Source organism: Burkholderia sp. AU33803, from assembly GCF_002223095.1.
Taxonomy (GTDB): Bacteria; Pseudomonadota; Gammaproteobacteria; order Burkholderiales; family Burkholderiaceae; genus Burkholderia.
This window is the reverse complement of the sequence record NZ_NKFJ01000008.1, coordinates 395,990-421,988: the sequence shown is the minus strand read 5'-3', so window position 1 is coordinate 421,988 and position 25,999 is coordinate 395,990. Positions and strand designations below refer to the sequence as shown.

General features: G+C 68.3%; 13 protein-coding genes. 10 read left to right on the top strand and 3 right to left on the bottom strand.

What is annotated here, in order from left to right:
* Positions 1-73 precede the first annotated feature (73 nt).
* The 4 genes from CFB41_RS33400 to CFB41_RS33390 all read left to right on the top strand — a co-directional run bounded on the left by CFB41_RS33400 (position 74) and on the right by CFB41_RS33390 (position 18,953).
* Positions 74-12,796 (top strand): autotransporter-associated beta strand repeat-containing protein, encoded by a 12,723-nt coding sequence (locus CFB41_RS33400; protein ID WP_089459549.1) that lies wholly within the window; start codon positions 74-76, stop codon positions 12,794-12,796.
* A 283-nt stretch (positions 12,797-13,079) separates the two neighbouring features.
* Complete coding sequence (locus CFB41_RS33395) at positions 13,080-16,493, top strand: hypothetical protein (protein WP_089459754.1); 3,414 nt, start codon at positions 13,080-13,082, stop codon at positions 16,491-16,493.
* 552 nt (positions 16,494-17,045) lie between these two features.
* Complete coding sequence (locus CFB41_RS37895) at positions 17,046-17,441, top strand: hypothetical protein (protein ID WP_144029981.1); 396 nt, start codon at positions 17,046-17,048, stop codon at positions 17,439-17,441.
* A 345-nt stretch (positions 17,442-17,786) separates the two neighbouring features.
* Positions 17,787-18,953: a porin gene (locus tag CFB41_RS33390; protein ID WP_089459548.1), complete on the top strand. Its 1,167-nt coding sequence runs from the start codon at positions 17,787-17,789 to the stop codon at positions 18,951-18,953.
* Positions 18,954-19,205: 252 nt separating this feature from the next.
* On the opposite strand, the gene CFB41_RS33385 is transcribed toward CFB41_RS33390, so the two are convergent.
* Together CFB41_RS33385 and CFB41_RS33380 are read right to left on the bottom strand one after the other, a co-directional pair.
* On the bottom strand, positions 19,206-19,745 hold the full coding sequence (locus tag CFB41_RS33385) for a cytochrome b (protein ID WP_089459547.1): 540 nt from the start codon (positions 19,743-19,745) through the stop codon (positions 19,206-19,208).
* Positions 19,746-20,101: 356 nt separating this feature from the next.
* Positions 20,102-21,022 carry a LysR family transcriptional regulator gene (locus tag CFB41_RS33380; RefSeq protein ID WP_089459546.1) on the bottom strand — a complete coding sequence of 307 codons (921 nt, stop codon included), beginning with the start codon at positions 21,020-21,022 and terminating at the stop codon, positions 20,102-20,104.
* Between the two features lie 104 nt (positions 21,023-21,126).
* Here CFB41_RS33380 and CFB41_RS33375 point away from each other — a divergent pair, with 104 nt between their 5' ends.
* The 6 genes from CFB41_RS33375 (at position 21,127) to CFB41_RS33350 (ending at position 25,511) form a co-directional block, all read left to right on the top strand.
* A complete protein-coding gene (locus CFB41_RS33375) occupies positions 21,127-22,077 on the top strand; it encodes a ketopantoate reductase family protein (protein WP_089459545.1) in 951 nt (316 codons plus the stop codon).
* Complete coding sequence (locus CFB41_RS33370) at positions 22,074-22,466, top strand: VOC family protein (RefSeq protein WP_089459544.1); 393 nt, start codon at positions 22,074-22,076, stop codon at positions 22,464-22,466. Before CFB41_RS33375 ends, CFB41_RS33370 begins: the two co-directional genes overlap by 4 nt.
* A 1-nt stretch (position 22,467) precedes the next feature.
* The gene (locus tag CFB41_RS33365) at positions 22,468-22,929 is read left to right on the top strand and encodes a MaoC family dehydratase (protein WP_089444447.1); all 462 of its coding nucleotides are present in this window, start codon (positions 22,468-22,470) and stop codon (positions 22,927-22,929) included.
* Positions 22,926-24,140, top strand: a complete 1,215-nt coding sequence (locus CFB41_RS33360; RefSeq protein WP_089459543.1) for a CaiB/BaiF CoA-transferase family protein — start codon at positions 22,926-22,928, stop codon at positions 24,138-24,140. The genes CFB41_RS33365 and CFB41_RS33360 overlap by 4 nt, the downstream gene beginning before the upstream one ends.
* Before the next feature lie 7 nt (positions 24,141-24,147).
* Entirely contained in the window at positions 24,148-24,987 is an 840-nt protein-coding gene (gene aroE, locus CFB41_RS33355) for a shikimate dehydrogenase (protein ID WP_089459542.1), read from the top strand.
* Between the two features lie 191 nt (positions 24,988-25,178).
* The gene (locus tag CFB41_RS33350) at positions 25,179-25,511 is read left to right on the top strand and encodes a cupin domain-containing protein (protein WP_089459541.1); all 333 of its coding nucleotides are present in this window, start codon (positions 25,179-25,181) and stop codon (positions 25,509-25,511) included.
* A 161-nt stretch (positions 25,512-25,672) separates the two neighbouring features.
* On the opposite strand, the gene CFB41_RS33345 is transcribed toward CFB41_RS33350, so the two are convergent.
* Positions 25,673-25,972, bottom strand: coding sequence for an H-NS family nucleoid-associated regulatory protein (locus CFB41_RS33345; protein ID WP_011350136.1), 300 nt, complete (start codon positions 25,970-25,972; stop codon positions 25,673-25,675).
* Between the last annotated feature and the right edge of the window lie 27 nt (positions 25,973-25,999).

Here is a 25,999-nt window from a genome sequence, read left to right as displayed (position 1 = left end):
GGTATTTCCTTTCTGCATTCCCAATTGCGGGAAGGATTCGGGTCGTCGATTCTCTTTATGGGAAGGTGTGATTATGCGTATGCGCATGGGTTCGAATAAAAAGCGCGCGGATGCACGTCCGAAATTCCTCGTTCCGACCGGCATGCTGGTCGCGCTGGTCGGCGCCGGGGTCATTCCCGCAGAAGCATTGGCCGCCTGCACCGGAACACCCACCGTCACCTGTACCGGCGCGACCTCGAGTTACGCGAACGGCACGAACGGCCTCAACGTCACGGTCGCCCAGGGCGCGACCGTTTCGGTGGTGCCGTTGTTCGGCGGGACTGCGATGTCGCTGACGGGCAGCGGCGTCACGCTGACCAACAACGGAACGATCGACCCCTCCCTGGCCGGCCTGAGCGTCGTGTCGAACGGCACGGTCGTCGGCAATGTGTTGTCCCCGAGCACGGTCAACGTCACGAACGCGAGCACCGGCGTGATGATGGGCTCGACCAGCGGGTTGCTGGGCAACGGGCCGGCATTGACCGTCTACAACGGCATCGGCGGGACGACGAACATCACGAATGCCGGCACGATCGGCACGACCGGCATTCTCGGCTTCACCGCAGGCCCGGCCGCGCAGGTGGTCACGACGTCGGGGGGCGCGCAGGTCAATTTCACCAACGCGAGCGGCGGCGCGATCAATGGCTCCGTGGTGCTGGCCCCGAGCGGACTGGCCGGCACCGGCAATACGTTCACCAATGCGGGAACCGTCACGGGGAACGTGTCGCTCGGCGCGGCCGTCGGTACGTCGAATACGTTCAATGCGCTGACCGGATCGTCGGTCGGCCTCGGTGTCGATGCGGGCCTCGGCGGCAACAACACGCTCAACCTGCAGCTGAACACGGCCACCGGCAGCGCGGCGAACGGCACCGTCGCGGTCGATACGTTCGGCAATTTCACCCATCTCGGGGTCCAGGGCGGCACGTGGCACATCAACGGCGCATCGACCGCGTCGGACGCGTCGCTGACCGGCGGCACCGCGATCCTCAACAATAGCGGCGGGCTGGGGACGGGGACGATCGTTGCCGGCGGCGGCACCCTCGAGGCCGGCGCGGCCGGCGTGAACCTGCTCAACAACGTGGCGCTCGGCACGGCGTTGACGGTCGACGGCGCGACGGGCCTCGCGCTGTCGGGGGCGCTGAGCGGCGGCGGTGCGCTGAACGCGAGCGGCACCGGCACGCTGACGCTGAACGGCGCCAATTCATTCACCGGCGGAACGAATCTGACGGGCGGCGGCGGGATCGTTGTCGGCACCGGCACGGCGCTCGGCACCGGCACGCTGAACGTGACGGGCGCGGGCGGCGCGCTCGGCACGAGCGTCGGCGGCACGGTGCTCGGCAATGCGGTGAATCTGGATACCGGCGTCACGCTGGGCCTGAACGGTTCCGCCAACCTCGGCCTGGGCGGCGCGATCGGCGGCAGCGGCAGCCTCGCGCAAACCGGCTCGGGCACCACGACGCTGCTTGGCCTCAACACGTTTGGGGGCGGCACGACGCTGAGCGGCGGCGGGCTGATCGCGGGCAACGGTGCTGCGCTCGGCACCGGCGCGCTGCATGTGAGCGGCGCGGGCGGCTCGCTCGGCACGAGCGTCGGCGGCACGCTGCTGGGCAACGCGGTGAACCTCGACGCCGGCGCGGCGCTCGGCCTGAACGGCGGGGCCAACCTGAGCCTCGGCGGCGTGATCGGTGGTGGCGGCAGTCTCGCGCAAACCGGCGCGGGCACGACGACGCTGCTCGGCGCGAACACGTTTACCGGCGGCACGACGCTGGGCGGGGGCGGTCTCGTCGCCGGCAACGGCGCGGCATTGGGCACGGGGGCGCTGAACGTGACCGGCGCGGGCGGTTCGCTCGCGACCAACGCGAGCGGCACGCTGCTCGGCAATGCGGTGAATCTCGGCGCGGGCGCGACGCTCGGCCTGAACGGCGCGGCCGACCTGAGCCTCGGCGGCACGATCGGCGGCAGCGGCAGTCTCGCGCAAACCGGCGCGGGCACGACGACGCTGCTCGGCACGAACACGTTCTCGGGCGGCACGACGCTCGGCGCGGGCGGGCTCGTCGCCGGCAACGGCGCGGCGCTCGGCACGGGGGCGCTGAACGTGACCGGCACGGGCGGTTCGCTCGCGACCAACGCGAGCGGCACGGTGCTCGGCAATGCGGTGAACCTCGGCGCGGGCGCGACACTCGGCCTGAACGGCGCGGCCGACCTGGGCCTGAGCGGCACGATCGCCGGTGCCGGTGGCCTGGCGCTCGGCGGCGCGGGCGCCACGACGCTGTCCGGCGCGAACACGTTCACCGGCGGCGCGAGCCTGACGGGCGGCGGCAGCCTGATCGTCGAAGGCAACACGGCGCTCGGCATCGGCGGCGCGCTGAACGTGAGCGGCCTCGGCGGCTCGCTGAGCGCGGACCTGGCCGCCGGCGCGGCACTCGCGAACACGATCAACCTGAACGGAGCGTCGCTGACGCTGAACGGCGCGCACGACCTCGGCCTGAACGGCACGATCAACGGCACCGGCGGGCTCGTACTGAGCGGGTCGGGGACGACGACGCTGTCCGGCGCGAATACCTTCGGCGGCGGCACGACGCTGAGCGCCGGCACGCTGCTCGCCGGCAACAACGCGGCGCTCGGCACCGGTGCGCTGAATGTCGCGGGCGCGGGCGGTGCGCTCGGCGCGAGCGTGAACGGCACGGTATTGGGCAACGCGGTGAACCTCGGCGCGGGCGCGACGCTGGCGCTGAGTGGTGCGAACGATCTCGGCCTGAGCGGCGTGATCGCCGGCAACGGCGGGATCGCGCAAACCGGCAGCGGAACGACGACGCTGCTCGGTGCCAATACGTTCTCGGGCGGTACGACGCTGAGCGGCGGCGGGCTCCTCGCCGGCAATGGCGGCGCGCTGGGGACGGGCGCGCTGAACGTGACGGGTGCGGGCGGCTCGCTCGGCGCGACGGTCGGCGGCACGGTGCTGGGCAATGCAATCCAGCTCGGCGCGGGCGCCGCACTGACGGTGGGCGGCGTGAACGACCTCGGGCTGGGCGGGATCATTTCGGGCACCGGCGGCCTCAACGTCAGCGGCCCGGGCACGACGACGCTGACCGCGGCCGAGACGTTCACCGGCGGCACCACGATCGGCAGCGGCACGCTGGCAATCGGCGCGGGCGGCAGCCTTGCCGCGTCGAGCCCGGTCAACCTGACCGGCGCGGGCGCGCACTTCAGCGTGGCGGGTGCGACCACGCCGCAGTCGATCGGCACGCTGTCGGGCGTCGCGGGTTCGGCGATCGACCTCGGGGCGAACCACCTGACGCTGGCCGGCAGCGGCAGCGGCGTCTTCGCCGGCAACATCGGCGGCGCGGGCGGGCTGACGCTGTCGGGTACCGGCTCGCAAGCACTGACGGGCAACAACACGTTCACGGGCGGCACGGCGCTGACCGGCGGCAGCCTGGTGGTCGGCAGCGCCACGGCGCTCGGCCTGGGCGCCCTCGACGTCAACGGCTCGGCGTCGCTCGGCGCGAGCGTGCCGGGCGTGACGCTCGGCAATGCGGTGAATCTCGGCACCGGCGTCACGCTGGGGCTGAACGGCGCGACCGACCTGGGCCTGGGCGGCACGATCGCCGGGAACGGCAGCCTTGCGCAAACCGGCACGGGCACGACGACGCTCACCGGCACGAACACGTTCTCGGGCGGCACGACGCTGAGCGCTGGCGGCCTCATCGCGGGCAACGGCGCGGCGCTGGGCACGGGTGCGCTGAACGTGACGGGCGCGGGCGGCTCGCTGGCGACGAACGTCGCCGGCACTTTGCTCGGCAATGCGGTGAATCTCGGCGCGGGCGCGACGCTCGGCCTGAATGGCGCGGCCGACCTGAGCCTCGGCGGCGTGATCGCCGGCAACGGCGGGATCGCGCAAACCGGCAGCGGCACGACGACGCTGCTCGGTGCCAATACGTTCTCGGGCGGCACGACGCTGAGCGGCGGCGGGCTGATCGCCGGCAACGGTGCGGCGCTCGGCACGGGGGCGCTGAACGTGGCGGGCGCGGGCGGCACGCTCGGCACGAGCGTCGGTGGCACCGTGCTCGGCAACGCAGTGAATCTCGGCACGGGCGCGACGCTGACCGTTGGTGGTACGAACAATCTCGGGCTGGGCGGCGCGATCTCCGGCGGCGGCAACCTGTCGGTGAACGGCCCGGCAACGACGACGCTCACGGGGCTCGGCTCGTACACCGGCAGCACGACGATCGGCAATGGCAGCACGCTCGCGGTGGGCGCGGGCGGCGGCCTGTCGGCGGCCAGTCTGTTCGACCTGGCCGGCGCGGGCGCGACGCTCGACCTGAGCGCGGCCACGTCGCCGCAGGCGACGGGCGGGCTGGCCGGCGTGGCCGGCTCGGCGGTGAACCTCGGCGGCAACACGTTGACGCTGGGCGGCGCGGGCAACACCACCTTCGGCGGCACGATCGGCGGCACGGGCGGGCTGGCGCTGTCCGGCACCGGCACCGAGACGCTGACGGGTGTCAATACCTACACCGGCGCGACGACGATCAACAGCGGCACGCTGGCGATCGGCGCGGGCGGCAGCCTGTCGGCAGGAGGCGCGGTGAATCTGGCCGGCGCGGGCGCGACGTTCGACCTCAGCGGCGCGACGTTGCCGCAGGTGACCGGCGCGCTGTCGGGCGTGGCCGGTTCGACGGTGAACCTCGGCGGCAACGGGTTGACGCTCGGCGGCTCGGGCAACGCGACGTTCGGCGGCACGATCGCCGGCGCGGGCGGCAGCCTGACGCTGGGCGGTACGGGCGCGGAGACGCTGACAGGCAACAACACCTATTCAGGCGGGACGAACCTGACCGGCGGCGGCACGCTGATCGCGGGCAGCAACACGGCGCTCGGCACCGGCGCGCTGAACCTCGCCGGTGCGGGCGGCTCGCTGGCGGCGAACGTCGCCGGCACCGTGCTCGGCAATGCGGTGAATCTCGGCGCAGGCTCGACGCTGGGCCTGAACGGTGCGGCCGACCTGAGCCTCGGCGGGCTCATCTCGGGCGGCGGCAGTCTCGCGCAAACCGGCAGCGGGACGACCACGCTCACGGGCGCCAACACCTATACGGGCGGCACGACGCTAAGCGGCGGCGGGTTGTCCGTCGGCAGCGGCACGGCGCTCGGCACCGGCACGGTCCACGTGAGCGGCACCGGCGGCGCGCTCAACGCGAGCACGGCCAACATCCTGCTCGCCAACGGGTTCGACCTCGGCGGCGGTTCGACCCTGAACCTCGGCGGTATCAACGACTTCGGCCTCAGCGGCATCATTTCCGGGGCGGGCGGCGTGGCGCAGTCGGGCACGGGCACGACCACGCTCGGCGGCTCGAACACCTACAGCGGCGGCACGACGCTGAACAGCGGCGGGCTGAGCGTGGGCAGCAATACGGCGCTCGGCACCGGCGCGCTGAACGTGACCGGTAACGGCACGCTGAACGCCAGCGTGAGCGGCACGACGCTCGGCAACGCGGTGAATCTCGGCGCGGGCGCGACGCTCGGCCTGAACGGCGCGAACAACCTCGGCCTGAGCGGCACGATCGCCGGCGACGGCAGTCTCGCGCAAACCGGCTCGGGCACGACGACGCTGACGGGCCCGAACACGTACACGGGCGGCACGACGCTGAGCGGCGGCGGGCTCGTTGCCGGCAACGGCAGCGCACTGGGTACGGGCGCGTTGAACGTCTCGGGTGCCGGCGGCTCGCTCGGCACGAACGTGGCGGGCACGACGCTCGGCAACACGGTGAATCTCGGCGCGGGTTCGACGCTGACGGTTGGCGGTGCGAACGATCTTGGCCTCGGCGGCGCGATTTCCGGCAGCGGTGGCCTGTCGGTGAGCGGCCCGTCGACGACGACGCTCACGGGTTCGAACACGTACACGGGGAACACGACGATCGGCGGCGGCAGCACGCTGGCGGTGGGCGCGGGCGGCGGCCTGTCCGCGGGCAGCGCGCTCAACCTCTCCGGCTCGGGCGCGACGCTGGACCTGAGCGCGGCGACCTCGCCGCAGACGAGCGGGATGCTGTCGGGCGTCGCCGGCACGAACGTCAATCTCGGCGGCAATACGCTGACGCTCGCCGGTGCCGGCAACGGCAACTATGCCGGCACGATCGGCGGGTCCGGCGGGCTGACGATGTCCGGTTCGGGTACCGAAACGTTGACTGGCACCAACACGTACACGGGTGCGACGACAATCAACAGCGGCACGCTGGCCATCGGTGCGGGCGGCAGCCTGTCGGCGAGCAGCCCGGTCAACCTGGCCGGTGCGGGCGCCACGTTCGACGTGAGCGGCGCGACCACGCCGCAGACGACGGGCACGCTGTCGGGCGTGGCCGGTTCGACGGTGAACCTCGGCGGCAACAACCTGACGCTGGGCGGCACGGGCAACGGCACGTACGGCGGCACGATCGCCGGTGCGGGCGGCAGCCTGACGCTGTCGGGCAGCGGCACCGAGACGCTGACGGGCAACAACACGTATTCGGGCGGCACGAACCTGACCGGCGGCGGCACGCTGCTCGCGGGCAGCAGCTCGGCGCTCGGCACGGGCGCATTGAACACGAGCGGCGCGGGCGGCACGCTCGGCACCAGCGTGGCCGGCACGACGATCACCAACGCGATCAATCTCGGCACCGGCTCGACGCTGACGGTTGGCGGTGCGAACAATCTCGGCCTCGGCGGCGCGATTGCCGGCAGCGGCAACCTGTCGGTGACCGGCCCGGCAACGACGACGCTCACCGGTACCGGGACGTACACGGGCAACACGACGATCGGCAGCGGCAGCACGCTCGCGGTGGGCGCGGGCGGCAGCCTGTCGGGGGGCAGCGCGGTCAACCTGTCGGGCACGGGGGCGACGCTCGACGTCAGCGCGGCCACGACGCCGCAGACGACGGGCACGCTGTCGGGCGTCTCGGGCACGACGGTGAACCTCGGCGGCAACACGCTGACGCTGAACGGTTCGGGCAACGGCACGTTCGGCGGCACCGTGGGCGGCACGGGCGGGCTGACGCTGTCGGGCACGGGCACCGAAACGCTGACCGGCAACAACACGTACACGGGCGCAACGACGATCGGCGGCGGCAGCACGCTGGCGATCGGCGCGGGCGGCAGCCTGTCGGCGAGCAGCCCGGTCAACCTGACTGGTGCGGGCGCCACATTCGACGTGAGCGGCGCGACGACTCCGCAGACGACCGGCACGCTGTCGGGCGTGGCCGGTTCGACGGTGAACCTCGGCGGCAACAACCTCACGCTCGGTGGCACCGGCAACGGCACCTACGGCGGCGCGATCACCGGCGCGGGCGGCAGCCTGACGCTGTCGGGCAGCGGCACCGAGACGCTGACGGGCAACAACACGTACACGGGCGGCACGAGCCTGACCGGCGGCGGCACGCTGGTCGCGGGCAGCAATACGGCACTCGGCACGGGCGCGCTGAACACGAGCGGCGCGGGCGGCACGCTGACGGCGAGCACGCCCGGCACGACGCTGGGCAACACGGTGAACCTGGGCGCGGGTTCGACGCTGACGGTCGGCGGCGCGAACGGTCTCGACCTGGGCGGTGCGATCTCGGGCAGCGGCAACCTGGCGGTCACGGGCCCGTCGACGACGACGCTGTCCGGTGCGAACACCTACACGGGCGGCACGACGATCGGCGGCGGCAGCACGCTGGCGGTGGGCGCGGGCGGCAACCTGTCGTCGGGCAGCGCGATCGACCTGTCGGGCACCGGGGCGACGCTGGACCTGAGCGCGGCAACCTCGCCGCAGACGACGGGCGCGCTGTCCGGCGGAACGGGCACGAACGTGAACCTCGGCGGCAATACGCTGACGCTCGGCGGGTCGGGCAGCGGCACGTATGCGGGTGTGATCGGCGGCACGGGTGGACTGACGCTGTCGGGCACCGGCACCGAAACGCTGACGGGCATCAACACGTACACGGGGGCGACGACGATCAACAGCGGCACGCTCGCGATCAGCGGTAACGGCAGCCTGTCGTCGAGCAGCCCGGTCAGCCTGACGACGTCCGGCGCGACGCTCGACCTGAGCGGCGCCACGTCGCCGCAATCGACCGGTGCGATCTCGGGCGTGGCGGGTTCGACGGTGAACCTCGGCGCCAACGACCTGACGCTCGGCGGCACGGGCAGCGGCACCTATGCGGGCAACATCGCCGGCACGGGCGGCGTGACGATGACCGGCACGGGCACCGAAACGCTGACGGGGGCCAATACCTATACCGGCGCGACGACGATCAACAGCGGCACGCTGGCGATCGGCGCGGGCGGCAGCTTGTCGGCGACGACGCCGGTGAGCCTGACGGGTGCGGGCGCAACCTTCGACCTGAGCGGCGCGACCACGCCGCAAACGACCGGCACGTTGTCGGGCGTGGCGGGTTCGACGGTGAACCTTGGTGCCAACAACCTGACGCTCGGCGGGTCGGGCAGCGGCACTTACAGCGGCACGATCGCCGGCAACGGCGGCAGCCTGACGCTGGGCGGCACGGGCACCGAAACGCTGACGGGCAACAACACGTATTCGGGCGGCACGAACCTGACCGGTGGCGGCACGCTGATCGCCGGCGGCGGTTCGGCACTCGGCACGGGGGCGCTGAACACGAGCGGCGCGGGCGGCACGCTCGCCACCAGCGTGGCCGGCACGACGCTCGGCAATGCGGTGAACCTCGCTGCGGGTTCGACGCTGACGGTCGGCGGGGCGAACAATCTGGGCCTGGGCGGCGCGATCTCGGGTAGCGGCAATCTCGCCGTGACCGGCCCGTCGACGACGACGCTCACCGGCGCGAGCTCGTACACGGGCGGCACGACGATCGGCAACGGCAGCACGCTGGCCGTGGGCGCGGGCGGCAGCCTGTCGTCTGGCAGCGCGGTCGATCTGGCGGGGGCGGGGGCCACGCTGGACCTGAGCGCGGCTACGGCACCGCAGTCGACGGGCGCGTTGTCGGGCGTAGCGGGTTCGACGGTGAACCTCGGCGGCAATGCGCTGACGCTCGGCGGCACGGGCAGCGGCACGTATGGCGGCACGATCGCCGGCAACGGCGGCAGCCTGACGCTGGGCGGCACGGGCACCGAGACGCTGACGGGCAACAACACGTATTCGGGCGGCACGAACCTGACCGGCGGCGGCACGCTGCTCGCCGGCAACGGTTCGGCGCTCGGCACGGGGGCGCTGAACACGAGCGGCGCGGGCGGCACGCTCGGCACGAGCGTCGCAGGCACGACACTGACGAACGCGCTCAATCTCGGCACGGGTTCGACGCTGACGGTTGGCGGTGCGAACAATCTGGGCCTGGGCGGCGCGATCTCGGGTAGCGGCAACCTGGCCGTGACCGGACCGTCGACGACGACGCTCTCCGGTACGAGCACCTACACGGGCAACACGACGATCGGCAACGGCAGCACGCTGGCGGTGGGCGCGGGCGGCAGCCTGTCGTCGGGCAGCGCAGTCGATCTGTCCGGCACGGGCGCGACGCTCGATCTGAGCGCGGCCACGACGCCGCAGTCGACCGGCACGTTGTCGGGCGTCGCCGGGGCGGCGGTGAACCTCGGCGGCAATACGCTGACGCTCGGCGGGTCGGGCAGCGGCACGTTCGGCGGGACGGTCGGCGGGACGGGCGGGTTGACGATGGCTGGCACGGGGACGGAAACGCTGACCGGCAGCAACACGTACACCGGTGCGACGACGATCAACAGCGGCACGCTGGCGATCGGCGCAGGCGGTAGCCTGTCGGCGAGCAGTCCGCTGAGCCTGACCGGTGCGGGCGCAACCTTCGACGTTAGCGGCGCGACGACGCCGCAAACGACGAGCGCGCTGTCGGGCGTGGCCGGTTCGACCGTGAACCTCGGCGGCAACAACCTGACGCTCGGCGGGTCGGGCAGCGGCACGTACGGCGGCACGATCGCCGGCACGGGCGGCAGCCTGACGCTGGGCGGCACGGGCACCGAGACGCTCACCGGTTCGAACACGTATTCGGGCGGCACGAACCTGACCGGTGGCGGCACGCTGGTCGCGGGCAGCAATACGGCGCTCGGGACCGGCGCGTTGAACACCGGCGGCGCAGGCGGCACGCTGGCAGCCGGCACGCCGGGCACGACCCTGGCCAATGCTGTGAACCTCGGGACGGGTTCCACGCTGACGGTAAGCGGCCCGAACAGCCTCGGCTTGACCGGCGCGATTTCCGGTAACGGCACTCTGTCGGTCACGGGCCCGGCGACGACGACGCTGTCCGGCGCCAACACCTACACCGGCGGCACGAGCGTCACGGGCGGCGGCACGCTGGTCGCCGGCACGCCGACGGCACTCGGCAGCGGCTCGCTGAGCGTCGGCGGCAACGGCGCCACGCTCGGCACCAGCGTGGCCGGCACGACGCTCGGCAACGCGGTGAATCTCGGCACGGGTTCCACGCTGACGGTCGGCGGCGCCAACAACCTCGGCTTGAGCGGGCCGATTTCGGGCGGCGGCAACCTGGCGGTCAGCGGCCCGTCGACGACGACGCTCACCGGTGCCAGCACCTACACGGGCGGCACGACGATCGGCAGCGGCAGCACGCTGGCGGTCGGCGGCAGCGGCGGGCTGTCGTCCGGCAGCGCGGTGACGCTGGCCGGCACCGGCGCGACGCTCGACGTGGCTCACGCGAGCAGCCCGCAGACGACGAGTGCCTTGTCGGGCACGGCGGGTTCGACCGTGAATCTCGGCGGCAACACGCTCACGGTGGCCGGCCCGGCAGGCGGCGCCTTCGGCGGCACGATCGCGGGCACCGGCGGCTTCGCGGTGCAGGGCGGCGGCACGCAGACGCTGACCGGCGCCAATTCTTACACGGGCGGCACGACGATCGGCAGCGGCAGCACGCTGGCGCTCGCCGGGGCAGGCAGCCTTGCGCCGACCAGCCCGATGATGCTCGCGGGCAGCGGCGCGACGCTGAACCTGGCGGGCTCGGCTGCGCCGCAGTTGATCGGCACGCTGTCGGGGGCGACGGGCTCGAACGTGAACCTCGGCAATACGCCGCTGACGGTCAACACCGCGGGCACCAGCACATTCGCGGGCACGCTGTCGGGCACCGGGCCGCTGACGCTGGCCGGCACGGGCGCGCAACTGCTGAGCGGCACGAACACGTTGTCCGGGCCGACGACCGTGGCCGGCGGCACGCTCGCCGTCACCGGTTCGCTGGCCAGCTCGCCGGTGACCGTCGGCAACGGCGCGACCGTCACCGGGACCGGCACGATCGGCGGCCTCGTCGTGTCGGGCGGCGGGACCGCGTCGGTCATGCAGCTCGGGCAGCCGCTGAAGGTGGCGGGCAATGCGACGTTCCAGCCCGGTTCGACGCTGCAGGTCGGCGCCACGCCGCAGCAGAGCGGCGGCCTCGACGTCACCGGCTCCACGACGCTCAACGGCGGGTCGGTGCAGGTCGTCGCGGCGACCGGGCAGTACCAGCCGGGCAAGCTCTACACCATCGTGAATGCCGGTGCGGGCGTGCAAGGGCAGTTCAGCGCGGTGAACTCGACGTATGCGTTCCTCACGCCGACGCTCACGTACAACCCGGCGCAGGTGCTGATGTCGCTGACACCGAACGGCACGCCGTTCTCATCGGTGGCGACGACGCCGGACGGACAGTCGGTGGCCGGTGCGATCGGCACGCTCGGCGCCGGCAATCCGCTGTTCGATACCGTGCTGACGTCGGATGCGCCGACTGCCAACCGCGCGTTCGCGCAGCTTGACGGCGATCTGCATCCGAGCACGAGAAGCGTGCTGCTGTCCGACAGTCGCTACGTGCGCGACGCGGTGCTCGATCGCGCGCGTCTCGGCTCGCAGCCCGGCGGCGCATTGTGCGGCTGCGAGGCGCCGGTGTCGGCGGACGATCACGCGGCGTCGCTCGACCGGCGCCTGGCGTCCGAGAACGGCTGTACACCGGCCAAGTCGTTCAAGCCGGCGGTGTGGGGCCGGCTGTACGGCTCGCATAGCCGGTTCGACGGCGACGGCGTCGCGTCGGTCGATCGCAACCTGTATGGCTTCGTCGTCGGCACGGATGCGGAGGTCAGCAGCCACTGGCGCGTCGGTATCGCGGGCGGCGCGTCGCGCACCCTGCTCAATGCCGACCAGAACCAGTCGGCGAAGGTGAACGGCGAGACGATCGCGCTGTACGCCAGCGGCCGGTACGACGCGTGGAACGTGCGCGGCGGCCTCGCGCAGTCGTGGTACCGCGTGCATAGCGAGCGCAATCCGTCGTTCGGCGGCTTCTCCGACCACGACACCGCCAGCTACGACGCGAACGCGACGCAGGTGTTCACCGAGATCGGTTACTCGACCGCCATCCGCAACGTCGCACTCGAACCGTTCGTCGGACTCGCGTATGCGAGCCTGCATACCGGCAGCTTCAGGGAGAACGGTGGCGCGGCTGCCCTGCAGGGCGATTCCAGCACGACCGGCCTCGGCTTCTCGACGCTCGGCGTACGGGCCTCGACCGATGTCGCGGTCACGACGAAGGGCAAGGTCACCGCGTTCGGCACCGTCGGCTGGCGGCATGCGTTCGGCAATACGCAGCCGGGTTCGACGCTGGCGTTCGCGAGCGGCGGTTCACCGTTCAGCGTGGTCGGCGTGCCGGTCGCGCGCGATGCCGCGGTGCTCGAGGTCGGGGTCGATGCGGCCGTCACGAAGAACCTGTCGCTGGGGTTGTCGTATAGCGGCCAGATCGGTGGAAGCTTCAGCGACCATGCGCTGTACGGCAATCTGCTGTGGAAGTTTTAAGGGGGAGGCCGCTCGCGATGTCGTCGTCGTGAGCGGCCGATGGTTGATCGATGGTTTCATGGTTGGTGGTTAGATTCGCATCACTGATGTTTCGTGATGCAGATCAATAGACATGAAGTGTTTGTCGCAATGTTTGCCATTCCGCTGCACCGGCCTGTTCAAACCCGTTTCAACACGTGTCGTATCGGGCGATCCGCAAACGATTCGCGCCACCTTCGGGCGGCAGGTCCAGGCGTCGTCGTTCGAGCTGTTCCGCGGTTGTTCAACCGAAATGAGGGTCTTCATGAAAACGAAAATGAACGTGAAATTGACAGGCATCGCCTTGTCGGTCGCGGCTTTGTTCAGCGTGGCCGCCAGCGCGTCGGAGGCGGTGGTCGTGACGTCCGTGCCGGGAAGCCTGGGTAATGCCGATGGCGTGATCGTCCGAGGCGGTTCGTCGGCGGCCGGGGGGCTCGTCGGCACCGTCGCGGGTTGGGGGGGCGCGATCGTCTCGGTTGGCAGCCCGACGAATGCCGGCGGTATCGCGATCGGGGCGGCAGGGTCGGCGGCGGGGAGTGCGGCCATCAATCTGGGTGACGGATTGCTCGCGCCGGTCGCGGGCGTGGCCGGTTCTCTGACGGGGGCACTCGGCGGGATTGGTGGCGGTGGCGGTGGCGCTACGGGCGGCATCGGGGGTGTGCTCGGTACGGTCACCGGTGTGCTGGGTGGCGTGGGCGGCAGTGGTGGTTCGACGGGTGGTCTTGGCGGTGTGGTTGGTACGGTGACGGGAGCCTTGGGTGGCATCGGCGGGGCTGGTGGTGCAACGGGGGGCTTGGGTGGCGTCGTTGGCACGGTAGCCAACGCGGCAACCGGTGCGGTTGGCACGGTCACTGGCGCACTGGGTGGCGTGGGTGGAAGCGGTGGTTCGACTGGTGGTCTCGGCGGCGTGGTTGGCACGGTGACGGGCGCGTTGGGCGGCGTCGGCGGGTCGGGTGGTGCGACGGGTGGTCTGGGCGGGGTCGTTGGCACGGTAGCCAACGCGGCAACCGGTGCGGTTGGCACGGTCACTGGCGCGTTGGGTGGCGTGGGTGGAAGCGGTGGATCGACTGGTGGTCTCGGCGGCGTGGTTGGCACGGTGACAGGAGCGTTGGGTGGCGTTGGCGGCAGCGGCGATCCGACTGGTGGGCTCGGCGGTGTGGTCGGCACGGTGACGGGAGCTTTGGGTGGTATTGGCGGGACCGGTGGTGCAATGGGTGGCCTGGGTGGTGTCGTTGGCACGGTAGCCAACGCGGCGACTGGTGCGGTTGGCACGGTCACTGGCGCGTTGGGTGGCGTGGGTGGAAGCGGTGGTTCGACTGGTGGCCTCGGTGGCGTGGTTGGCACGGTAGCTAACGCGGCAACCGGCGCAGTCGGCACGGTGACTGGAGCCTTGGGCGGCATTGGCGGGACTGGTGGCGCAACGGGTGGTCTGGGCGGTGTCGTTGGGACGGTAGCCAATGCGGCAACCGGTGCAGTCGGCACGTTGACGGGTGCGCTGGGTGGCGTCGGCGGCAGCGGTGGATCGACCGGCGGCCTCGGCGGTGTGGTCGGCACGGTGACTGGAGCCCTGGGCGGCATTGGCGGGACGGGTGGCGCAACGGGTGGTCTGGGCGGTGTGGTCGGTACGGTGACTGGCGCGTTGGGCGGTATCGGCGGGACCGGTGGTGCAACGGGCGGCCTGGGTGGTGTCGTTGGCACGGTAGCCAATACGGCAACTGGTGCAGTCGGCACGTTGACGGGTGCGCTGGGTGGCGTGGGTGGCAGCGGCGGTTCGACTGGTGGTCTCGGTGACGTGGTTGGCACGGTGACGGGAGCTTTGGGTGGCATTGGCGGGACGGGCGGCGCAACAGGTGGTCTGGGTAGCGTCATTGGCACCGTAGCCAATACGGCAACCGGTGCGGTTGGCACGGTCACCGGTGCGCTGGGTGGCGTGGGCGGCGGTGATCCGACTGGTGGTCTCGGCGGCGTGGTTGGCACGGTGACGGGTGCTTTGGGCGGCATCGGCGGGGCGGGTGGCGCGACAGGCGGCCTGGGTGGTGTCGTTGGCACGGTAGCCAATGCGGCAACTGGTGCGGTTGGCGCGGTCACCGGTGCACTGAATGGTGTTGGCGGCACAGGGGGGGCGACCGGTGGCCTCGGCGGTGTGGTCGGTACGGTAACCGGGGCCTTGGGCGGCATCGGCGGGACGGGTGGCGCAACGGGTGGTCTAGGTGGCGTCATTGGCACCGTAGCCAATACGGCGACCGGTGCCGTCGGCACCTTGACGGGTGCGCTGGGAGGCGTCGGCGGCAGCGGTGGTTCGACCGGTGGCCTCGGCGGTGTGGTTGGCACGGTGACGGGCGCCTTGGGCGGCATCGGAGGGACTGGTGGAGCAACGGGTGGTCTGGGTGGTGTCGTTGGCACGGTAGCCAACACGGCAACCGGTGCGGTCGGCACGTTGACGGGTGCGCTGGGCGGTGTCGGCGGCAGCGGTGGATCGACTGGTGGTCTCGGTGGTGTGGTTGGCACGGTGACGGGAGCCTTGGGCGGCATCGGCGGGACGGGTGGCGCGACGGGTGGTCTGGGTGGCGTCATTGGCACGGTAGCCAACACGGCAACCGGTGCGATCGGCACGTTGACGGGTGCCCTGGGTGGCGTTGGCGGCAGTGGTGGTGCGGTAGGCGGCCTGGGCGGCGTCGTTGGCACGGTAGCCAATACGGCGACCGGCGCGATCGGTACCGTAACGGGCACCTTGGGTGGCATCGGCGGGGCGGGTGGCGCAACGGGTGGTCTGGGCGGTGTCGTCGGCACGGTAGCCAATACCGCGACCGGCGCGATCGGTACCGTAACAGGCACCTTGGGCGGCATCGGCGGGACTGGTGGCGCGGCAGGCGGCCTGGGTGGCGTCGTCGGCACGGTAGCCAACACGGCAACTGGAGCAGTCGGCACGTTGACCGGCGCACTGGGTGGCGTTGGCGGCAGCGGGGGTGCGATCGGCGGCCTGGGCGGCGTCGTGGGCACGGTGGCCGACACCGGCACGGGCGTCGTCAACGCCGTTACCGGTGTCGCGGGCAATGGTGGCGCGCTGATCACGCCGATCACCAGCATCGTCGGCACCCTCGGCACCCTCGGCGGATCGCTGCCGATCGGTGCCGCCAACGGCGCAATCGGTGCGGCGTCCGGCGCGGTAACCGGAATCGCCGGCAGCGGCACGGCCGCGATCACGCCGATCGCATCGGCCGTCACGTCGCTGATCGGACCTGCAACGAGCGGCGTCGGCGGCGTCATCGGTTCCGGAACAGGCGTCCTCAACGGCGCAAGCGGTGCAGCCGGATCCCTCGCGACGGTGACGACCGGCGTCGCGGGCACGCTGGCGAACACCGTAACCGGTACGACCGGCGCGATCGCCGGCACGTTGCCGGCACTGAGTGTCGCACTCAACGGCGGCACGGCAGCCGGTGCAGTCGGAGGTGCGACCAATGCAGTCGGCACGCTCGTCTCCGGCGGCGCGACGATCGTCAACGCGGCGGTGCATTCTGTCGGTTCGGCAGTCGGCTCGGTGGCCGGCGTAGTCCCGGCACTGGCTGTCTCGCTGAACGGCAATTCCGGGCAAGGGGGCGGCGCTGTGACGGGTGGCGGTCTGCTGGCACCGGTGACGGCACTCGTCAGTTCGCTCACCGTTCCGGTGGTCAAGAAGTAGGCAACGTCGCTTCCGCGGCCGCCGCATGGATTGGGCGGCCGCTACGTTTCCTGTTCGACACGATCGACGGTCGCAGGATGGCGGTCTCATCATTTGCGACGCCCCATCTCCATTCCCCCCTTTTGAACAATCTGTCGAGGGCGTCATCCGCAACGCAGCTGACGGGACGTGGGCTCATCCCGGAATGGCGCGTGAACGCTGACCCTTGCACGTGGCGATCCAGGCAATGACACTGCGTCGACTTTGAAGATCCAACGTTCCGGATTAGGTCGGGGGCGCGCCAGCGTCCTGTATCCCTCATTGCATTGGGCAATCCCGTGTCCCGAATAACCGCAATGCACTCAGTGGGAAATTCGCTTCGGTTTCCGATACGAATTGTTTCGCCGACGCCGCTTCGAGCGTTGCGTCCGTGCCGGCGTCCGGCGTAGAAGACGCGTATCCCGGCGATGCCCCCCGAATGGCGATGCCCCGCGGCCATTTCAGGAGCGACGCGATATCACGGTAGAGAACGTCTGCCACTCCCCCCTGGCGCGCCCGTTTCGCACGAGACCTTTGTCCGGCGGCTCGGTTTTTCCATCACTTCATCCCGGTGCCAATTCCTATCAGGGAAATCCCGGTAGTCTGCAAGGGTATCAAACGCGATTAACTTATATCAAACAAATTTTGACGACGATTTATGTTCCTGATATGGTTTTTCGCACCTGCAAAGCGCGTCCCGGTTGCGTGGGTGATTGGCGAAAAGTTCGCGTGCTTCTCCGGTGGCTGAACCGGACGCTCGACCAGCCTGCGACGGCGGTCGGCATTTCCATGCCGCTTGTTGTCGTGGGTGGAGCGTGGCCCGGTTTCGTCTTCGCCGACCTCGCTCGTGGGTATGGCGTGCGTGTGGAACGTGACGACCCAATGCTTCTTCGAATTGCCATCGAAGAAACGTTCGGTTCCGCGCGGTGATCCGCTCGAGTGTTTCGGTTTCGCGGATTCGACCCGTCTGTTCGTCCGGATGGCGAATTCGATAGCAGCTGGAGCGACAACGGCAGCAACGCAGCGGCTTCGTCCCGGCGGGACGTCGCGGTGGCTCCAATCGAGGGAATGCCGGATAGGTCGAGATGCGAGGCGCCTTCCCGCATGAAATTTTGAGGATAACGAAATGATCGAGACGAATATGCCGATCTGGAGAACATGACGCCGGCTGTTGCAACCTGAGACGACGCGCAGGCCGTGTGCCGTCATCTGCATTCGAATACAACAAAACCCGTTTCAAACAATCCCGCAACCACTCCTGACAGTGAAATACAGATGAAAAACAAGAAAATCAAGGTCAGCGTTATCGCTGTTGCCGCCTTCGCAGCATCGTCGGCAGCAATGGCACAGTCGTCGATCACCCTGTATGGCATGCTCGATGCAGGTATCGGCTACACGTCGAACATCAATGGCCACAAGCGGTTCGGCCTCGATGGTGGTGCCGCAGGTTCGAACAAGTGGGGCCTCAGGGGGACGGAGGATCTCGGTGGCGGGCTCAAGGCGATCTTCAAGATCGAAAACGGCTTCAACATTGGTACGGGCGGCATAGGCGGCCAGGGGCCCATCGGTTCCACGCGTTCGTTGTTCAACCGCCAGGCATACGTATCGCTCGCGTCCGATCAGTACGGTACCGTGCGCCTGGGGCGCCAGCTCGACGCCGTGACGGAGATGGTTCAGGTGCTGACGGGCGACGCCATTTCGGCGTCGACGTTCTCGACGCCGGGCGACGTGGACAACAACGACAACACGACGAACCAGAACAGCGCCGTGAAGTACATTTCGCCGCTCATCCATGGCTTCCAGGCCGAAGGCGCGTACTCGTTCGGCGGCGTGGCCGGTTCGATGGGTTCGGGTCAGTCGTGGTCGGTGGCCGCGAACTACGCTCAGGGTGGTCTGACGGTCGCCGGCGGCTACTTCCGTGCTGTCAACCAGGGTGCGAACGGGTGGACGAACGCCACGGCGCAACCCAGTTTCGGTGGTGCGCTGGGCTATCCGAGTTCGGGTTACAACGGCGGCAATGCATTCAAGAGCGCGGGCATCGCGCAAGTCGCCACGCAATATCAGATTGGTCCGTACACGGCCGGCTTGCGCTACTCGAACGCGCAGTACCAGGGCAACGCCGGCCAGCCGTCGATCCACTTCAACGTACTGGGCGCGCTCCTGCAGTACCAGGTAACGCCGGCGCTGTCGCTGGCGACCGGGTACACGTATGTCTACGGCTCCGCGGCCACGCCCGCGCTGGCTGCCGAGGGCCGCACGATGGCGTCGATCAACCAGGTGTCGCTGGGTGCGACGTACTCGCTGTCGAAGAGCACCGCGCTGTATGCGATGGGCGGGTACGTTCATGCCAAGGGCGCGCAGGCTTCCGTTGCGGACTTCGGCAACACCGCATCGGGCGGCAACCAGGTTCAAGTCAACATCGGTATGTACCACGGCTTCTGATCGCCGGCGTGGAAGTCCGGAGTAGTGGCTGCACTACTCCGGCAAACGCATTCTTCCGGCAGCCCCCCCCGAGCGGGTGTCGCGAGCTGAAAATTCCCCTCATCGATCGTTCGTTTTGCAGACAGTGACGAAGTTGCTGCATGGCGGGACGTTCATCCCGTAGCCGCATTGCGTTCAACGGCGAATGACGGTTGCTGGGGTTTCCAACGATCAACGGGCCACTTCAGGCGAATATCATCCGCCGCGTCGCGCTCAGATTCCCATCCGCTCCGCGACACCGTCCCGATCGACGAACTTGTGTTTCAGTCCGGCCGCGACGTGCATGACCAGCAGCAAGCCCAGCGTCAGCACCAGCGCGCGATGCAACGTATCGGTCAGGAGTCGCAGCGGTTCGTCGCGGCCAATCAGCACCGGCAATTCCGTGATGCCGAAGAAACTGACCGGATGGGCGCCAGCGAGGCGGTGCACGTAGCCGGTCAGCGGCACGAGACACAGCAGCAGGTACAGCACGCCATGCAGTGCGCCGGCGATTCGCGCCTGCCAGGCCGGAACACTGGCCGGCAGCGGCGGCGGCGTATGCGTCGCACGCCACGCAAGGCGCGGCACGGTCAGCATGAAGATCAGACTGCCGATCGACGCGTGATAGAACAGGATGCCGTTGAACTGAGTCGAGTTGTGCGGAAAGGTATCCATGTAGATCCCGATCATCAGGTTCAACAGGATCAAGATGGCGATCGACCAGTGCATGGCGATCGCGAAGCGTGTGTAAGCGACGTGGTTGGGCTGCGACATTGCGGTCTCTCCGTTTCGGTTGGGCGTCGTGCACCGGCTCGTTCGGCGTGGTGAGCGGCCTGACGCCCCGATATACCGGAGCCGGCGTGGTTTTATTCCCGCGGCACGGATCGATCGCCATTCCTTTCATGTGGAAGGCGATCGAGATGTATTGAAAGGAATCGGGTGTCCTTGGCGGCATCGCATCGGCCGCAATACTCGCGACGTATGAGGTGCGGCTCGTTCCGGCGCGCCCCTCACTGATGTTCGACGGCCATGCCAACGGTTGCTTTCCGTCACGGCATCCCTCTTTCCGCGACCGTGCGCGCGATCGTTGCGACGGACCCGCAGACATCGATGCCGAAACGGTAACGCCGTCAGCCTGTGACGTCCGCTCCAGACATGCCGAACAGCCGGGCGACGACCGAACGCAGCCAGCGATTGCCGGCCTCCTGGTGGTAGCGCGCGTGCCAGTGTTGCCGAACGGCGAAGCCCTCGACGGGAATGGGGCAGGGATGTACCGAAAGATCGCTGGCCTGAGCCAGCGTCTCGCCGATATGGCGCGGCAAGGTAGTGATCAGATCGGTGGTCTGCACAATGGCGCCGAGCCCCAGAAAACCGGGCAATTCAAGCACCACCTGCCGTTCAATCCGCTCGCGCACGAGCGCCTGCTCGAGCAGCGCCGTGCCCGTTCCCCCCGTGATCGCCACATGGCCTTCGGTGCGATACGCGTTGACGCCGAGCCGCTTGCGAATACGCGGATGATGGCGATTCGCCAGGCACACCCAATCCTGCTCGTAAAGCTGTTGCTGATAAATGCCGCCGCTCAGCCACGGCACGTATCCGATCGCAAGATCGGCCTCGCCTGATTCGAGCGCGCGTTCCGTGTTGCCGTCGATCCGCGCAGCTTCCAGGCGCACGCGAGGCGCTTGTGCGCGCACGTAGGCGAGCAGACGCGGCAGAAGCGTCACGTGACTCGCATCGGTCATGCAGATGCGAAAACGTCGCTGTGCGGTCGCCGGATCGAAGGCGATTTCCCACGCCGAGAAGCGCCGCAACGATTCGAGAATCTCCCGACACGGGCCGATCAGCGCATCGGCTTGCGGGGTGGGCGCCATGCCGCCGGGCGTCCGGATAAAGAGCGGATCGTGCAAATGCTCGCGCAACCGGGCGAGCCAGATGCTGACGGTCGGCTGGCTCTGGCCGAGTTGTTCGGCCACGCGCGTGACGTTGCGCGTGTCGTAAAGCAGGTCGAACAATTGCAGCAGCTTGAGGTCGGGCAGATCGGTCGGGATCATCGCAGGTCTATGTTATTGCGTGATGCAATGATGTCATTGTATCCATTGTATTGCGACATGATGCGGCGACTCCTATCGTGACGTCACACGTTAAGGAGACGCACTTGAAAATTGCCATTCTGGGTGCCGGCGCGCTGGGCTGCGCGATTGGCGCGACGCTCACCGAAGGCGGCCACGAGACCTGGCTGATCGACCGCTCGCCCGATCATGTCAATGCGATGCGGGCCCACGGCCTGCGCGTCGATGACGCAAGCGGCACGCGCCAGGTGCAAGTCCGCGCGACCACCCGGCCGGACGAAGCAGGGGTGGCCGAGGTCGTGATCGTGCTCGTCAAATCGTTCCACACCGATGCGGCGATTCGCGGCGCGCAAGCGCTGGTGGGACCTGAAACGCTGGTGCTGTCACTGCAAAACGGCCTCGGTCACGAAGACATTCTTGCCGACGTGGTCGGCCGCGAACGCGTACTCGCGGGCAAGACCTATGTGGGTGGCGTACTGCGCGGCATCGGGCATATCGAGTCGGGCGTCGCGGGCAAGCACACCATCATCGGCGAACTGGACGGGCGCGTGACGGATCGCGTTCGACGTATTGCCGACGCATTCAGCCACGCGGGCCTCGACACGCAGGTCAGCGACAACATCGTCGGCACCATGTGGGACAAGCTGCTCGTGAACGTCGCGACGGGCGCGCTGACCGGCATCACGTCGCTGACTTACGGCCAGCTTTATGACGAGCCGCTGCTCAAGGCCACTTCGCTGGCGGCCGTCGCGGAAGCGATCGCGGCCGCGAAGGCGGCAGGCGTCACCCTGTCGATGAACGATCCGGAGCAGGCGTGGTCGCTTGCCGCCGAGGGTTTGCCCGCGGCGTTCAAGACGTCGATGCTGCAAAGCCTCGAAAAAGGTTCCGTGACCGAAATCGACTTCATCAACGGCTCGGTCGTGCGCTGGGGCGCGCGTTTCGGTGTGCCGACGCCGGTCAACGCCACGCTGGTTGCGTGCATCAAGGGCATCGAGCGCGCGATGGCCGACCGCCGGAAAGCGGAGGCGCAAGCATGAGCCAACCGAAAGCCTATCTCGAACACGTCGCCGTCTTCGTGCGCGACATCCACTGGCACATCCGTTTTTTCGAGGAAGTGTTCGGCATGACGATGCGCGAGGTCGACGGCACGACCGAAGCGCCGCGTCAGTACTGGACCCTCGGCGGCATGCAGTTCATCCACCAGCCGGATTTTTCGGGCCCAGAAGGAAGGCTTGGCCATCTCGGCATCATGTGCGAGGACGTCGAAGCGTCGCTCGCCGCCGCCCGCCGCCACGACGTGCAGCCCATGCCGCAAGGGGCGAACTGGCTGCGTTTGCCCGATGGTCTCGCCATCGAATTCATTCAGGCGAAACCCGCGCGCTGCGTGGGGCAGGCGCTCGCCATCAATCCGCGCGCGGAGGCATGACATGACCATCGTCGAAAAATACTGGGACGACGCACGCGAAGGCGACGAATGCGTGAGCCCGCACTACACCGTCACGAAGGAACGCATTCTCGCGTACGCCGATCTCACCGGCGATCACACCCCGGTGCACGTCGATGAAGCGTATGCGAACGCGAGCCACTTTGGCTGCCTCGTCGCGCATGGATTGTTTGGTCTTTCGATTGCCGACGGCCTGAAGACCCGGAGCGATTATCGCTTTGTGCCGGGCATGTCGCTGGGCTGGAGCTGGGACTTCGTTCTGCCGATCAAGGTCGATGACGTGTTGCACGTGAAGTTTCGCATCGGCGCGATGCGCCCGAGCAAGAGCCGCCCGGACTGGGGCATCGTGACGCTTCCTTCGGAGCTGATCAATCAGCACGGCGAAGTCGTGCAGCGAGGCGAGCATCGCCTGATGGTGCCGCGCCGGCCGGGAGCCGAACGATGAAACAGGCGCGTCCACTCGAAGGAATTCGTGTCGTCGACTACAGCCACTTTCTCGCGGGGCCGTACGTAGGGCGTTGCCTCGCGGCGCTGGGTGCGGAAGTGATCAAGGTCGAGCGACCCGGCAGCGGCGACGCGGGACGCCAGCACGCAACCGTGCTTGACGATCGCTCAAGCGGCTATTTTCTGCAGCTCAATATGGGCAAGCGCGGCGTCAGCGTGAACATGAAGGACCCGCGCGGAAAGGCCTTCATGGAGCGGCTCTGCGATTCGGCCGACGTATTCGTGGAGAATTATCGGCCCGGCGCGCTCGACAAACTCGGGCTCGGCTACGAAGCGCTTTCCGCGCGCAATCCGGGGCTGGTCTACTGCTCCATTTCCGCGTATGGACACACGGGGCCGGACGCCCATCGCGCGGGTTTCGGACTGATCGCCGAGGCCAAGAGCGGCATCATGCAGATGGTCGGCACACCGGGCGACCGTCCACCGCTGCTGCGTATTTCGCTCGGGGACATGTACACGGGCATTCACGCGGTCGCGGCCATCAATGCGGCACTGCTCGGCCGCGTGAAAAGCGGGCGAGGGCAGCATATCGACATGGCACTTTACGACACGCTCGTCTCGATGCACGAATATGCGGTCCAGTGCTACACGCTTGCCGATGTGCTTCCCGAACAGACGGGGCACGACATGCCCGGCTCGACGCTGTATGGGGTGTTTCGCGCGATCGATGGCGATCTGGTGATCGCCGCGCAGGTGGACGATGCGTGGAAGCGCTTCGCGTCGCTGATCGAAGCGAGCGGCGGGCCGCGCGGCTTCGGCACCGACGAGCGATTTCACCATAGCGTGGGTCGCAATACTCATCGGCTGGACATTCTCGGCGTGGTCGAGCCGTGGGTCGCCGCGCGCACGGTGACGCAGATTCTCGAACTGCTCGACGGCATCGATGTGCCTTGCGCGAAGGTGCAACGTATCGACGAAGTGATTGCCGATCCGCAAATCCAGGCCCGCGGCATGATCGTCGAACAGGAGCATCCGCGTTACGGCACGCTGCGCCTGCCGAATCTGCCGTTCCGGTTTTCCGAGTGCGATACCACGATCCGCGAGGTTGCCCCCGATCTGGGGCAGCACAATAGCGAAGTCGCGCAATCGCTGGGTTTCACGCCCGCCGAGATCGATGCGATGCAAACCGACGGCGTGCTGTTCGACAAGTGAGGCGACGATGAGCGATACCTATGCGGTGATCGGCAATCCGATCGGCCATACGAAATCCCCGCTGATTCATGGTCTTTTCGCCGAAGCGACGCAACAGGCGATACACTACACGGCCATCGAGGGGCCGCGCGAACCGGATGACGCGTTCGCGGGAGCGGTGCGGAAATTTATCGCGGCCGGCGGCAAGGGCATGAATATCACGGCGCCATTCAAGCTTGCGGCATTCGACATGGCCGATGAGCGCAGCGAGCGCGCGACGCTCGCAGGCGCGGCGAACGCGTTCAAGTTCGAAGGCGGCCGGATTCTCGCAGACAACTTCGACGGCATCGGCCTGCTGCGTGATATCGAGGTGAATCTTCACATGCCGTTCGCGGGCAAGCGTGTGTTGCTGCTCGGTGCCGGCGGCGCGGCCCGCGGTGCGTTGCTTCCCTTCCTGGGCGCGCGCCCCGCACAACTGGTGGTGGCGAATCGTCATGTCGAGAAAGCGCAAGCGCTGGCATCGCAATTGGCTTCGTATGGCCCGATAACGGCGTGCGCTTACGGGGAACTCGAGCGCATGGGGCGTTTCGATCTGGTGGTCAACGCGACGTCCGCGAGTCTGACAGGCGATTTGCCGCCCGTGCCGCCCGGCGTTTTCAGCGCGCACGGCACGGCTTATGAACTGGCCTATGGCAAGCGCCTCACGCCGTTCTTGCGACTGGCGCGCGATGCGGGGGTCGCCGGTGTCGCCGATGGCGTTGGCATGCTGGTGGAGCAGGCGGCGGAAGCCTTTGCGTGGTGGCGCGGCGTGCGCCCCGAGACGCAAGCCGTGATCGACCTGCTTACCGTTCCGCTGGATCGGGTGTGAACGGGAGACGGCATGAAAGCATGCTGATGTAGACGGCCTCGATCACGACACGTTCGGCGGCATGCGAAACGCTATGATGCGCTTTCCGGCGAAACGAGTCGGCGTCAATGGTGATCGTTGGACTGAGGTGAATATTCCCCGTCACTCGACGCGCGATTCTTTCCCCCGGCGATCATCGACGAGGCCACCCCATGCAACTTCAAACCGGCAATCTTTTCACCACCGACGGCCAGCGCGGTAAAGATGAACAAATCGACCGCCTCGTCACCGGGCAGCGTCTGAACGTAGAGCGAATCGTGTCGATGGGGCACGCGAGCCCCGATGGCTTTTGGTATGACGACTCGCGCGCCGAATGGGTCGTGTTGTTATCGGGCGCAGCCGTACTCGAATTCGAAGAAGGCCCGACGCGCCATGAAATGCATCCCGGCGACTACGTGCTGATCGAGCCGCATTGCCGACATCGCGTTGCGTGGACGCACGAAACAACGCAATCCGTCTGGCTTGCGATTTACTACGAACTTTGAATCAGGAAAGTTCGGGCGACACGAAATCCGGCGCGTAGCGTGCAACCACGCGCCGGATGGCGCAAATCTTCACCACACCGAAACGGCTTTTAAATGCCGCCGGTATCGATGCCTAAATAGCAGGGCGGCGCGCTAGCGCGCGCCGGTGCGCGTCGAGAATCCTATTCCTGGATCAGGAATCGATTGCGATTCTTCGCGTCCTTGATCCATGCGGGCGCGCGACCGCGGCCCGACCAGGTTGCCCCGGTCTTCGGGTCGCGATACTTTGCCTGCACGGGGGCGGCCGCTTGCTTGGCCGGTCGACCACGACGCGTACCGAAAATGTCTTTCTCGGTAATGCCGAATTCCGCAACCTTGGTGCGGATGTCGTCGACGATCGCCTGGAATTCCGCGGCACGTGCAGCTTCGGCTTTCTCGGCCAAAGCTTCCATTTGAGCTTTCAATTCCTTGTACGTTGCCATGTATCACTCTTCAGGTTGAGTACACAT